The sequence below is a fragment of the Thalassospira sp. MIT121401 genome (assembly GCF_047125595.1).
In the GTDB taxonomy this organism is placed as follows: Bacteria; Pseudomonadota; Alphaproteobacteria; order Rhodospirillales; family Thalassospiraceae; genus Thalassospira; species Thalassospira povalilytica.
In genome coordinates this window covers 4352897-4366273 of sequence record NZ_CP138926.1, presented here as the reverse complement: position 1 = coordinate 4366273, position 13377 = coordinate 4352897, and the positions used below count along the sequence as shown (strand labels likewise).

At 55.8% G+C, this 13377-nt stretch carries 13 protein-coding genes; 2 read left to right on the top strand and 11 right to left on the bottom strand.

All coding sequences use genetic code 11. From position 1 onward, the window contains the following. The first annotated feature begins 86 nt into the window (after positions 1-86). Both dapF and SIB88_RS19990 read left to right on the top strand, forming a co-directional pair. Positions 87-932 (top strand): diaminopimelate epimerase, encoded by an 846-nt coding sequence (dapF, locus tag SIB88_RS19995; RefSeq protein WP_412558914.1) that lies wholly within the window; start codon positions 87-89, stop codon positions 930-932. Positions 933-1120: 188 nt separating this feature from the next. Beyond that, positions 1121-2317: a phosphoglycerate kinase gene (locus SIB88_RS19990; protein WP_206928245.1), complete on the top strand. Its 1197-nt coding sequence runs from the start codon at positions 1121-1123 to the stop codon at positions 2315-2317. A 72-nt stretch (positions 2318-2389) separates the two neighbouring features. On the opposite strand, the gene SIB88_RS19985 is transcribed toward SIB88_RS19990, so the two are convergent. From SIB88_RS19985 to gpmI, 11 genes are all read right to left on the bottom strand, one after another. After that, positions 2390-2632, bottom strand: a complete 243-nt coding sequence (locus tag SIB88_RS19985; protein WP_114113164.1) for a hypothetical protein — start codon at positions 2630-2632, stop codon at positions 2390-2392. Positions 2633-2832: 200 nt separating this feature from the next. After that, entirely contained in the window at positions 2833-3816 is a 984-nt protein-coding gene (locus SIB88_RS19980) for a squalene/phytoene synthase family protein (protein ID WP_114113163.1), read from the bottom strand. A gap of 129 nt (positions 3817-3945) precedes the next feature. After that, entirely contained in the window at positions 3946-4623 is a 678-nt protein-coding gene (locus SIB88_RS19975) for a hypothetical protein (protein WP_412558913.1), read from the bottom strand. Between the two features lie 227 nt (positions 4624-4850). Continuing rightward, positions 4851-5687, bottom strand: a complete 837-nt coding sequence (locus SIB88_RS19970) for an alpha/beta fold hydrolase (protein ID WP_412558912.1) — start codon at positions 5685-5687, stop codon at positions 4851-4853. A gap of 35 nt (positions 5688-5722) precedes the next feature. Further along, on the bottom strand, positions 5723-6529 hold the full coding sequence (locus tag SIB88_RS19965) for a methyltransferase domain-containing protein (RefSeq protein ID WP_068519829.1): 807 nt from the start codon (positions 6527-6529) through the stop codon (positions 5723-5725). Positions 6530-6605: 76 nt separating this feature from the next. After that, the gene (locus tag SIB88_RS19960; protein WP_068519828.1) at positions 6606-6794 is read right to left on the bottom strand and encodes a hypothetical protein; all 189 of its coding nucleotides are present in this window, start codon (positions 6792-6794) and stop codon (positions 6606-6608) included. A gap of 85 nt (positions 6795-6879) precedes the next feature. Beyond that, positions 6880-7425, bottom strand: coding sequence for an RNA pyrophosphohydrolase (locus SIB88_RS19955; protein ID WP_341653346.1), 546 nt, complete (start codon positions 7423-7425; stop codon positions 6880-6882). A gap of 43 nt (positions 7426-7468) precedes the next feature. After that, positions 7469-9001 carry a divergent polysaccharide deacetylase family protein gene (locus SIB88_RS19950; RefSeq protein WP_412558911.1) on the bottom strand — a complete coding sequence of 511 codons (1533 nt, stop codon included), beginning with the start codon at positions 8999-9001 and terminating at the stop codon, positions 7469-7471. Between the two features lie 58 nt (positions 9002-9059). Further along, on the bottom strand, positions 9060-10361 hold the full coding sequence (locus SIB88_RS19945; protein WP_068519826.1) for a S41 family peptidase: 1302 nt from the start codon (positions 10359-10361) through the stop codon (positions 9060-9062). Then, the gene (locus SIB88_RS19940; RefSeq protein ID WP_101247232.1) at positions 10358-11719 is read right to left on the bottom strand and encodes a murein hydrolase activator EnvC family protein; all 1362 of its coding nucleotides are present in this window, start codon (positions 11717-11719) and stop codon (positions 10358-10360) included. Before SIB88_RS19940 ends, SIB88_RS19945 begins: the two co-directional genes overlap by 4 nt. Next, entirely contained in the window at positions 11697-13289 is a 1593-nt protein-coding gene (gene gpmI / locus SIB88_RS19935; RefSeq protein WP_412558910.1) for a 2,3-bisphosphoglycerate-independent phosphoglycerate mutase, read from the bottom strand. Before gpmI ends, SIB88_RS19940 begins: the two co-directional genes overlap by 23 nt. Positions 13290-13377: the final 88 nt, after the last annotated feature.

Below are 13377 nucleotides of genomic sequence, written 5' to 3'. Positions count from 1 at the left end.
ACGCCAGCTTGCGCCGGGGCATATTCGTGCTACATCCGGGTAAGCGATATGTGGACGGGCCCCGGAAACAGGACTATAAGGCGGGTATGAACGGTATTCCTTTTGTCAAAATGCATGGTTTGGGAAATGATTTCGTTGTCTTTGACGGACGACGCGATCCCGCTGTGCTTGATCTTGATAACGCAACCGCAGCCCGGATTGCAGATCGCAAAACCGGTGTGGGCTGCGATCAGTTGATCGTGATCGAACCGGCCCGCGATGATCTTGCCGATGCCTTCATGCGCATCCGCAACAATGATGGCGGCGAGGTCGAGGCATGTGGCAATGCCACGCGCTGTGTTGCCAGCATCGTCATGGGCGAGCTTGGCCGCAATGATGCGATCATTGAAACCGTGGTTGGCCTTCTTGATGCCAATGGTTTGGCTGATGGCCAGGTAACCGTGGATATGGGGCAGGTCCGGCTGGACTGGCGTGATATCCCGCTGTCAGAAGCGGTTGATACCAACCATATTCCATTGTCGCTTGGTCCGCTTTCGGACGCAGTCGGGGTCAATGTCGGCAATCCGCATGCGGTCTTTTTTGTCGATGACGCCGAAGCCGTCGATATCGAAAAATTCGGACCGATCCTTGAACATCACGAAATGTTTCCCGAACGCGCCAATATCGAAGTGTGCAGCATCATCGGCGAAAGCCAGATCCGGATGCGTGTCTGGGAACGTGGTGTCGGTGTGACGCGTGCATGTGGCACCGGTGCCTGTGCGGTCGGCATTGCGGCGGCCCGTCGCGGACTGACCGGGCGCAAAACCGATGTCATTCTTGACGGGGGCAAGCTTACGATTGAATGGTTGCCCGATGACCATGTCCTGATGACCGGACCGGTCGCGACCAGTTTCCAGGGCTTCCTGCATTCATCCCTGTTGGGTGCGCACTGATCAGAAATATGTAACCGGCCCGCATGGTGATGTTGGCCGGTTATTTTTTACAGGTACTTTTACGGACCCCTTCGGGCCTTGCGTCGATTGTCGTGATCGGGCAAAACAGGGCCCAACAGGATCAGGTCCGATCCATGTCGGGACGCCCGCCTCCCGTCTTTTGTGAAACTCAAAAGCAGGTTCAGATAATGGCTGACTTTAATACGCTTGACGGTGTCAATGTCGCTGGCAAGCGCGTATTGCTGCGCGCTGATCTTAACGTTCCGATGAAGGATGGTGTTGTTGGTGATACGACCCGCATCGACCGTACCGTTCCGGGCCTGATCGAACTGGCTGATGCCGGTGCCAAACTGGTCGTCATCACCCATTTTGGCCGCCCGAAGGGCCAGCGCGTTGCTGAAATGTCGCTCAAACCGGTTGCCGAAGCCCTTGCCAAACAGTTGGGCCGCCCGGTGAAATTTGCCGATGATTGCATCGGTGATGCGGCCGCAAGCGTGGTCAACAGCCTTGAAAACGGTGAAATCGCGCTTTTGGAAAACCTGCGTTACCATGCAGAAGAAGAAAAGAACGACCCGGCATTCGTGGCCGAGCTGGCCAAGCTTGGCGATGTTTACGTCAATGACGCGTTTTCCTGTGCGCACCGTGCCCATGCCTCGACCGAAGGTCTGGCGCGCGCACTTCCGGCTTATGCCGGCCGTTTGATGCAGGCCGAACTCGAAGCATTGGGCAATGCGCTTGAAGCTCCGAAACATCCGGTGATGGCAATTGTTGGCGGTGCCAAGATTTCGACCAAGCTTGATCTTCTGGGGAACCTTGTTGCCAAGGTTGACCAACTGGTGATCGGTGGCGGCATGGCCAATACGTTTTTGGCGGCCAAGGGTGTCAATGTTGGCAAATCGCTGTGCGAGCATGATCTTCTTGAAACCGCCCGCGAGATTTTCAAGAAGGCCGACGCCGCCAATTGTGAAATCGTTCTGCCGGTTGATGGTCTGGTTGCCAAGGAATTTGCCGCAAATGCACCACATGATGTTTCAGACATCAATGACGTTGCCAGCGACGGCATGATCCTGGATGCCGGTCCTGAAACCATCGTCGATTTGAACAAGCGTCTGGAATCTTGTGAAACGCTGGTCTGGAACGGGCCGCTTGGTGCGTTTGAAATCACCCCGTTTGATACGGCGACGGTTTCGGTTGCCCAGCATGCGGCAAAACTGACCAAGGCAGGCAAACTTCTGTCGGTTGCCGGTGGTGGTGACACGGTTGCTGCCCTTCGCCATGCGGATTCAGATCAGGACTTTTCCTATGTCTCGACCGCGGGCGGTGCGTTTCTGGAATGGCTGGAAGGCAAAACCCTTCCGGGTGTTGCGGCCCTTCGCGCCAAGTAAGATTGCCGGTCAAGAATTCACGACAAACCCCGCCATCTGGCGGGGTTTTCTTTTGGGCAGCCTGAAACGGCTTTAGGTCTTTTCGGGATAGAAAATGATGCCGATGCTTTTGATCACGGGCGGGATTGATCGGACCACATGGGCCAGTCCGAGAACCAGAACCCCGTGGGATGTGCCGACATTGCCGGTCATGACATCATCAACCAGGGTATCGCCCGTATCGTTTAAGGCGGTGAATAACAGGATAAATCCGACCGTCGCATCAACCCACTGATTGCGCACCCAGGTTTCGACCTTTTTAAGCAGCGGAAACATCACTTGACCTCTTTGACGTCGTTAAGAGAGGCCGCAAACAATTGGCTTTGGCAAGCCTGTGCAAAATGTCCGAATATTTCGCAGCGGGCCTGTTTGCACAGTCCGGTTCGATGCGGCCGATGGTTCTTGTCTTGTCGGGGCATGAAATATGATGCGCGACCCTGGCAGGAAGGTCGAGCATGTTTGCACGATCCGGGGACTTATTGCTGATTGACGTCAGGCAGGCTGTTTTGTGCCGTGCTTTTCATGATCGCATCGCGATCTTTCAGGAAGCTGGCATAACCGTTTTCCATCATGGCACCGCCCAGTTCGATATAGACCGTGAACAGGCGCGATAAAGTATCGGCCTCGTCGGTATCAAGAATCGAAAGAAGCTCGCCCGAGCGCGCCTGACCTGTTTCGAAATGCTCCCAGGCATGTTCAAGCAGGATACGCCCAAGGTAATCAAGATTTTCGAACTTGGCCTGACCGATGGCGTTGCGGATTTCGCCAAGCGTAATGTCGGCGGCAATCAGCATTTCGGACGGAATGGTGACAAGGCGGTCCGGGCCTTTGATATCTTCGGGAAGATCACGCAGGATGTGAATGATATAGCAGAAAATTGCCATATCGCGCGCGTGATAGATCGGCGGGTTGGTCAGGGGCGACGTATAGCCGATTTCCGGATCGTATCTGGCCGAAAGAAGATAGACAAAGATCGATGCCGGTGCGGCAGTTGCCCCTTCGCAATAGGCGATGAAATCATCCCATTCATCCATCGGTTCTTCGGCAACATCGCGATGCAGCGCATCGGCAAGGGCAACCCATGGTTCGGGCGAAAGATCGCTGCGTCCAAGGGTCAGACGCAATGCGTCATAGACATCACCGCTGAGCGGGCCGGTTTCCGGCAACGGGTTGTCAGCCCCGGCTTTGGCGGAAATGATCTGGGCCTGCCACTGATTGATGGTTTCCAGAACGGTTTCACGCTGTGCATGACGTTCGGCATCGGGCAGTTCAAGAAAGCCGTCATCAACAATGTCGTCAATGACCCGCATCGAGGCATAGCTTGCCAGAAAGAAACGCTGGCGTTCCGGGGACAGACGCATGGCCGCACGGTAAAGATTGGCATTTTTGGCCGCAGCAAGTGCATTGCATGCCTCAAACGGGGCGCCAAGTACGGCCTTTGATGGGAGCGAATGGCTCATGCGTGTCTAAATGTCCCTGAATATCCCGGTGGATTATCTTTCCAAGAGTCATACAGGACTGCCCGTCCTGTGCAACAGGGATTTCCCGTGACAGCCCGGAAATGATCACACCGGGGACACACCAAATGATCAGAATTCGATCCGGTAGCTGGCGGTCAATCCCAGCATGGCGTCAATACCGTCAAGGATGCTTTGTTCCGGATGGGGTGGTGCCATATTGCGCGACACACTGCCATGCAACCCGATCCAGATATCTTCAAGCGGCATATAGGACAGAGACGCGGCAAGACCGGCATCGTGAAAGGCATTGTCACTGTCAGAGAACAAAACCTGGCTGCGCCGTTGATCGGGCGCATAGCCGCCGGTCTGATAGTTGCCGATATTTTCCGATCGGGTTGAACCCAGTTCGACAAACGGCCCAACAGCAATGCCGAGTTCCGGCACCGGCGCATAGCCCAAGCCGATTTGCGCGCTAAGTGCGTTGGTGCGGGTATTTCGGTTGCTGTCGATTTCAAGCCAGAACTGACTGGCATTTTCGAGATCTTGCGCATCCTGTAATGCAGGCCCGATCACGATGCTGTTTTGTGGGCGGCTGGAAAAATAGCGACCGATCCCGTTTGATCCGGCAGGTGGCAGAATGCCCGCGCCAAGATCCGTGCCAAAGGTCAGGCGTGAGGATGCCGGAACCTGTGTGCTGTCTGTCGACTGGGCGAAAACAGCCGAAAACAGACCCGAACCCGCAGTCATCGCGGTGGCCAGAAATGCAGTACAGATCGAGGTTTTAGCCAAATGCGGTTTCATCATCATGCCGCCTGTTCCCACAGGTGATCTAACGGTCACAGCAATCAGCGCACTGGTCAGGGGACCCCCATTACTGGAAGTCAGGCAAGTTTCGGTGTCGGTCCCGTACCAACCGTGTCGTGTCCGTGCCTCTACATTGACTGCGGCATTGTCACGGCGTGAACTTCATCAGGGGATTTTTTTAAAAGATGGCGTCAACAGACGGTTCGCGTATGTTACGCGCACCACTGGCTTTAGCGCCCCAAAAAGTCCCTGATAGCGTTGATTTGTGCTTTGTCATTCAAATGGGGTGCATGTCCGCAGTTCGCCACTGCAAAAACCGGCATTTCGGGTTTTTTATTTTTCATTTTCTCGACAATCGCCTTGGGGATGAGGTCGGATTGTTCGCCGCTGATCAGCATGACCGGGCAGGGCAGGGCGTCAAAAACGTCCCAGGCATCAAAGGAATCAATATGTTCGGCAAAGATGCGCATGACTTCGGGATCGTAATGCATCATGAAATTGCCGTTTGGCAGGCGCCGTACGGAACGGGACGCCAAAAACGCCCATGTTGCATCGTCGGCCACCCCGAACGGGGCATAAACCAGCCGAACCAGTTTTTCGACGTCATCAATGGTTTCAAATTCGGGTGATGCGCCGACATAGGATTTGATACGCGCCACCGCGTCCGGATCAAGTTCGGGTCCAATATCGTTAAGAACCAGCTTTTCAATCCGTCCGGCAACTTCGGCGGTGGCATAAAGCCCGATCAGGCCCCCCATGGATGTCCCGATCCAGTCACAGGTTTCTATGCCGAAATGGTCGAAAAGCTCGAACATCTGCGCGACATAAAAGGGCACGGTATATTCACGGTCGGGGTCCTTGGCCCAGCCGGAAAAGCCGCGCCCGATCATGGTCGGACACAGAACATAGTACTGATCGGTGAAATGGGGGGCGACATGATCAAAATCATCAGCCAGCCGCGCCAGACCATGCATCATGATCAATGGCCGTCGGGACGGGTTGCCCCATGCCCGGACATGGACCTCGTACCCGCAGCATTTGACGAAATGTTCGCGAAATTCTGCCATGGTGCGGCTCCTTGTCAGGGAATGGTTCGGTGGGGTTAGCTTGGGCGTTTGCGCGCAACCATGAAAAGACGGTTGAACGGAAACAGCGTGCGGCCATCATCGCGGATCGGATAAACCTGATTAAGGCGTTCCTTGTATTTCGCGGTAAAGGTCGCGCGTGCCGCGTCATCAGGAAGGGCAGCCATCACCGGGCGCAGGATGGTCGAACTGGTCCAGTTATAAACCGCATCCGGCCCGTTCAGGACATGACAATATTGCGTCTGCCACAGATCGATCTCATCGCATGACGGTGCGAGAACATCGAAATAATCGCCCGGACGCATGATACGGGCTGCGTGCATGGCCTGTGCCACTTCCTTGCGCCAGTCCATGCCAGCTTCGCCGATCAGCTGATGACTTGGCGCCAGGAAATTGTTGGGAACCTGAATGGCGATCATGCCGCCCGGACGGACAAAGTCCAGAAGGCGGGGAAACAGGGTCGAGTGATCGGGCACCCAATGCAAGGCCGCATTGGAAAACAGAAGATCGACCTGCTCGTCAGGTTGCCAGGTGGCGATATCGGCCTTTTGCCAGTCAATGTTTTCGGATCGTTTGCGCGCGGTGTCCAACATCTCGTCAGATGAATCAACGCCGACAATACGGGGACTGTCATCGTTGTCCGTTGCAAAGGCATCGGCAAGAATTGCGGTCACCGAACCGGGACCGCATCCCAGATCAACGATATGGCGCGGGGAAAAGCCGCTGGCTGCTTTTGGCAGGCGGCCAATCAGATCAATGGCAGGTCGCAGGCGTTCATTGCCAAACAGACCGTAACGGGCAGGATCCCAATGTGTATTGCTCATGGTTAATTCCTAGAGCCTTTTGGGGGAATTTAAAAGCATTGATGCCGGTTACGGCTGTATCAGGCACAGCGCGTGATCAGTGATCGGCAGCATCAAGCTGATCATAATACCCCTTGATCAGGTGGAACATGAACAGCACAGCACCGACAAACAGGGCCAAGCCGACAAAATAGGAATAACCGTCATGCGAGCCTGACGCATAGAACAGTCCGAAAAGACCGACCACAATGGTCAGAACACCAAAGATAAACCGATCCGTACCCATATTGGAGCTCCTCTAAGTCGTAGGTGTCTGATAATTCGTAAAATTTAGCGAAAAGAAAGCAGCGATCAAGCCGCGTTCTGATCCTTTATGCCTTTTTCATTTTACGAATTCTTTGCGGTACATCACGAAATGCCTCGGCAAGTTGCAAATAAACGGGCCGTTTGAACGGCACGATCATGTCGGGCAGCGTCGCCAGGTCGTTCCAGCGCCAGGCATCAAATTCCGGGTTGGGCACATCGATATTGATATGCTTGTCCTTGCCGGTGAACTGCATGGCAAACCATTTCTGCTTTTGGCCGCGATACTTGCCCTTGAACGCCTTGCCAATCAGATGGTCTGGCAGATCATAGGTCAGCCAGTCGGGCGTTTCGGCGATGATTTCAGCTTTGTCGGTGCCGATTTCTTCCTTGAGCTCGCGCAGGGCGGCGTCAATCGGGGTTTCGCCATCGTCAATGCCGCCCTGGGGCAATTGCCATGCGCCTTCAAATCCGAAACGGTTGCCGACCCAGACCAGGCCATCCTTGTTAAAAAGCGCAATACCGACGCAGGGGCGATAGGGCAGGTCTTCGGCCTTTACCCTTGTGGCTTCGGTTGAGTTCGTATCGGACGGGGATGCGGATTTGTCAGCCATGATTTCTCCTGGGTGATCGGGGCCGGGTGCGTATGGCGTCCGGTCACTGACTTTCGATGGTGGCGGCGGGTTCGTCTGCGGTATTTTCAGCCGGATTGTTTTCGGCTTCCTGTGCCATGATTTCGCTTTCGCGCTGTTCGGCTTCGCGGCGTGCGGCTTCTGCTTCGGCGGCGGATTGCGGGGTGACCTGCATATTGGCAATCGCACTGACCGGTGCCAGTTCGACGCCCTGTCGTTTCAGGCGCAAGGCCCAGTTGCGCAGGCGCTGAATGGTGACCGGATAGGATTGGGCAAAGCCGATAGCAACACCGTTGCGTTTGGCAAGCTGGACCAGATCGGCAAGTCTTGCATCAATCTGGCGGCGGCTGGGAACCTGATCGATCAGAATGTTGCCAACCGCGTTTGGCGTTCCGGCATTTGATGCCAGTTGTGCGCCATAGCTTGCCATGCCGCTGCGCGTACCTTCGAGATACATCAGACCCGAACGCGATACGAATTCAATGATCGGGCGGATGGCGCTATCAAGGCTTCCGAATTTTGATCCTTCGTGGCTGACCAGTCCGGCATAGCCGGGGAACTGTGCGAGCAACCATTCAAGCCGCACAAGGTTTTCACCCTCTGACAGGGACGTCAAAAGTGCGCGCGGCCCCGGATCGGAAAGCGGGAAATCGGCCGGTTCCATCGGTAATTCAAGAAAGACTTCGTGGCCCATTTCGCGGGCCTGTTCGGCAACAGTTTTGATGTCGCGGCTATAAGGGGAAATGCCCAACGAAATATTAAGCGGCAGATCATTGATCGCGGTTTCGGTGCGGGCTTCATTCAGGCCAACCCCGGTCAGAATGATCGCGACATAGGGTTGCCCGTCGGTTTTTTCAAAGGGCCGCTTATAGGCATCAAACGGTGTGGTACCATCATCGGCAATGCGCGGGACACGGCCGAAACTGCCTTCTTCATCCAGACCGGGCAGCGGGGCCTTGCGCAAAGGATCGGGTTCGATCGGATCGTCAATCGATCCTTCTTCGGCAATGATGGCGGCCAGTTCTTCGGGGCTTAGTTCGGTATCGGGGGCAACACCGTCAGCCTGATCGGCCGGCCCGACCAGATCGGAGACACCGGAAAGCTGATTGGTGATGTCTTCGGCGGATTGTGGGGTGCCATCGGGACCGACATCGCCGTTATGCTGGGCGCGTTCGCGTTCCTGCATGTCGCGCACACCGCGCGCGATTTCTTCCTGAAGTTCGCGCTCGGACCCCGGGACAGCCACCAGGGCCTCGGGACTGCCAAGATGAAACAGCCGCCAGCCGGTTTCCGGATCAAGGATCGGGATCAGCGCAACCGCTGTCGCCCCGAAGGGCGACAGGAAGACCAGAATGATCAGAATTTTCGACAGCCAGCTGCGCCGTGATTTCGGCCGCTTGGGCAGACGCTTGATCTGAATTTCGATCGGAAGTTCGTTAAAAGGCAGGTCATCAAGATTGACTTCTTCAGCGTCAGTCATCCCGTCGCCAAGGTCGTCGGCCAGCGCGCCGGCCATGTCCTCGTCGAGATCGCCATCCTTCTTCTTTCGGAATGGCAAGGAATTTAGGATTTTCCTGAACACGAACAGCTAGTCTCTCACGATGTCCGGATGGTCCTTACCCTTTCGGGCGCGGACCAAACAGCGAAATGCCCCGGATCATGTCAAGCGCCCGCGAAAGCTGATAATCGTCGATCGCAAGTTGCTCGGCTTCATCCCGGCGGGAATTTGCATCCTTTTCTGCGTCTGTGGTCGCGGCGTCCTCGTTGCGAAGCGCACCGTTCAGGGATGCCTCGGACCGGCGGGTATCGCTTTCGATACTTTCAACACGGGCCTGGGGCACGATGATGTCCGGAACGATGCCGACTTCCTGAATGGATTTGCCCGATGGCGTGTAATAACGCGCGGTGGTCAGGCGCAGTGCAACATTGCCCGGCATCGGAAGGATTGTCTGAACCGATCCCTTGCCAAAGCTGCGCGTGCCCATGATGACCGCACGGCGGTGATCCTGAAGAGCGCCGGCAACAATTTCGGATGCCGATGCCGAACCGTCATTGATCAGAACAACAATCGGCAGTCCTTCGGCCAGATCACCGGACCGCGCGTTATAGCGTTCGGTATTCTGGGTATCACGCGGGCGGGTCGATACGATTTCGCCCTTGTCCAGGAAGGCATCGGATACCGAAATCGCCTGATCAAGCAGGCCACCCGGGTTGTTGCGCAGGTCAATCACCAGACCCTTGATTTCCGGGCCGATCTGATCGCGCATGTCGCCAATCGCACGTTGCAGGCCGCTAAAGGTCTGTTCGTTGAATTTGGTGATGCGGATATAGCCGATATCATCCTTGGCTTCGGCGCGGACCGACTGGATCTTGATCACCGCACGGGTCAGGGTGACATCAAACGGGGCCTGTTCGCCCTTGCGGATGATGGTCAGGACAATGTCGGTATTGACCTTGCCGCGCATCATTTCGACCGCATCATTAAGCGTCATGCCGCGAATGGCGGTGCCGTCGATATGGGTGATGAAGTCGCCCGGTTGCAGGCCGGCCTTTTCGGCGGGCGTGTCATAGATCGGTGCGATGACTTTGACAAAGCCGTCTTCCATCGTGACTTCGATGCCAAGACCGCCGAATTCGCCACGGGTATCGACCTGCATTTCCTCGAAATTATCCATGTTCAGATAAGAGGAATGCGGATCAAGTGACGTCAGCATGCCGTTGATGGCGGCTTCGATCAGCTGCTTGTCATCGACTTCTTCGACATATTTGGCTTTGACCTGTTCAAACACATCACCAAACAGGTTCAAAAGACGATATGTCTCAGCCGAGGAGGTTGAAGATTGCGCCAGACTTGGGGACGCAAGGCCGAAAGTCATGCCGGTCGCGAGTGCGAGTACTGCCAATCGAGAGGTTTTCATCCACTTACCTTGCCGTTTTTCGAGGCCAGCCACGGAAGCGGATTGATCGCTTCTCCGTCCTGGCGCATCTCCAGATAGAGTTTAGGCGCTGTTTCACCCATAATACCAACAGGTTCGCCCGCCAACAGATATTGTCCTACCACACTGTCGAGCCGATCAAAACCGGCGATAAGACTATGGTATCCTTCGCCGTGTTCGATAATCAAGAGTCGGCCGTACCCGCGGAAGGGGCCAGCAAAGACAACTTTGCCATCAAAGGGCGAGACAACCTGCGCATTTGCGCGGGTACTGATCTCAATTCCTTTGGATCTTGTGACGGTCAATCCGTCCGGACCACGCGATTTTTCCCCAAACAGTGTGACGACTTTGCCACTGGCAGGCATGCGCAAATGCCCATGTGCCAGGGTGATCGAACTGCCAACCGCGAATTCTTCGTCGCTTGTGCCATCCTGTTTCGGGGTGGCTGCGGCCGGTTCTTCCTTGCGGGCTGGCGGTTCGGGGGGCGTATTGCGGGCAATCGTGGTTGCGCCCAGCGTATCGGCATCGGGTTCGGTCCTGGTGGCGACATCAATTTCCGGGCGTGATCGCGGTGCGGGCAGACCTTCGGCCCGTTTGCGCAAGGTGCTCAGCAACTCGCCAAGTGATTTGGCCTCGTCAGCCAGCGCATTTACGGCCTTGGCGGCTTCGTGGGCTTCGGCCTCGGTTTCGGTGCGCAAGCGGCGCTTTTCACTCAGCAATGCGGCAAGCGATGTACGTTCCTGTTGCAGCGCACGGGTGGCTTCGGCGACGTCCGCGCGTTGGGTGCGGATATCTTCGCGCAAACGTGCAATTTCATCGAGTTCCTTACGCAGGTCGCGGGCATGCTGTTCAACGCCGGGCAGGGCAGCCTTGAGCAATACTGCCGAACGCAAGGTATCCTGCGGCGATGTCGGAAGGGCAATGACCGCTTCGGGCGGGGTGGTCGAAAGACGCTGCAAGGCCATCAGGATGCGGGCATATTGACCGGCCTTGTCCTCAAGGCTTGTGGCCGCGACCTTTTCACGGGTTTCAAGCGATTGCAGCTGATCTTCTAGTTCGGTCAGGGTTGTCTCCAGACGCTGGGTACGGCGGGCAACAGAAATGGCTTCGGATTGCAGGGCCTGTTCCTCGGTCCAGAGTTCCCGCGATTTGCGTGACAGGAATTCTTCCTGTTTTTGCTGTTCGGACAGCTGGCTTTCAAGCTGATCAAGTTTCTTGTCAACTTTTTGGAGCGACTGGGCAAAAGAAGGCGCTGCCCCGCCTGCCAGACACAGCGCAAGCGCGGTCACGGCAGGCAGGGCGATCTCATAAGCTGACTTAGCTCGCAAGAAGCGCATCATTCTGTTTCAGGCCCTTAAGCAACGGTTTGCCAGTCATCTCGGCTGGCTGTGGCACGCCAAGGAGTTGCAGCAAAGTCGGTGCAACATCGGCAAGGCGCCCATTCTCCAATGTTACCCCTTCCGGACCGTTAACAAGAATGGTCGGTACCAGATTAAGGGTATGTGCAGTATGGGGTTCACCGGTTTCCGGATCGACCATGACCTCGCAATTGCCGTGATCGGCGGTGACAAAGGCAACGCCGCCAACCGACTTGATCGCATCAATCACCTTGCCAAGGCAGGTATCAACGGCCTCGGCCGCTTTCATTGCAGCCGACAGAATGCCGCTATGCCCGACCATGTCGGGGTTGGCGAAATTCAGGATGATCGCGTCATATTTTTCCGACTTGATGGCATCGACCAGTTTTTCGGTGACTTCGGGTGCGGACATTTCCGGCTGAAGGTCATAGGTCGCGACTTTGGGGGATGCGACCAGAATGCGGTCTTCGCCTTCGAAAACCTGTTCTTCGCCGCCGTTAAAGAAGAACGACACATGTGGATATTTTTCGGTTTCGGCAATACGAAGCTGCTTCAGCCCGGCCTTGGAAACCACTTCGCCAAAGATGTTGGGAAGGGTTTGCGGCGGATAGATCGCATCCATGTATTTGGCGTGTTCGGACGAATATTCGACCATGCCGGCCTGCACGGCAAATTTCGGCGCGGTGCCGCGATCAAACCCGTCAAACTCCGGCGCACACAGGGCGGCAAGGATTTCACGCGCACGGTCGGCACGGAAATTGGTCATCAGAATGCCGTCGCCATCCTTGATCCCGTCAAAATCACCAATCACGGTTGGCAGGACAAACTCGTCGGTGGTGTCATTCGCATAGGCATTGGCAATTGCGGCCTCCGCACTTTCGGCAGTGCGGCCATCGGCATAGTTTTTGCCCTGAACCATGGTGAAATAGGCCTGGCTGACGCGTTCCCAACGGTTGTCACGGTCCATGGCGTAATAACGCCCGGTCACGGTGACAATCTCGACATTGGCATCGCCGATCAGGGCGCGGAATTTCTCAAGGAATTTGGCAGCACTTTTCGGGGCGGTATCACGACCATCAAGATAGGCGTGAATTTTGACCGGCACACCGGCGCCCGCAATGATTTTGGCGAGGGCGGCCATATGGGCCTGATGGGAATGAACGCCACCTTCGGACAGAAGACCGGCAATGTGGCAGACACCCTTGCTGTCTTTGAGGGTCGATATGATCTTTTTGACGGCGTCGGTATCGGCGATGCTTCCGGTTTTGACGGCTTCGTCAATTTTGGGCAGTTCCTGCATGACGACACGACCGGCACCGAGGTTCATGTGACCGACTTCCGAATTGCCCATCTGACCTTCGGGCAGGCCGACATCCAGACCGCAAGCCTTGAGGAATCCGGTCGGATAATTGGCATAAAGCGCATCCCAGACAGGCGTATTGGCCAAGGCAACGGCGTTGTCCTTGGTTTCTTCGCGATACCCCCAGCCATCCAGAATACACAGCACCACAGGGCGCGGGCGCTTTACGGAATTCGATACAGTCACGTTCATAAACCCCACTGATAGAGATAAAGGCTGAATTACCCGTAAATATGGTGACTTACCGGGTAATTCGCCATCAATCCTGTTGCGCGGGCAG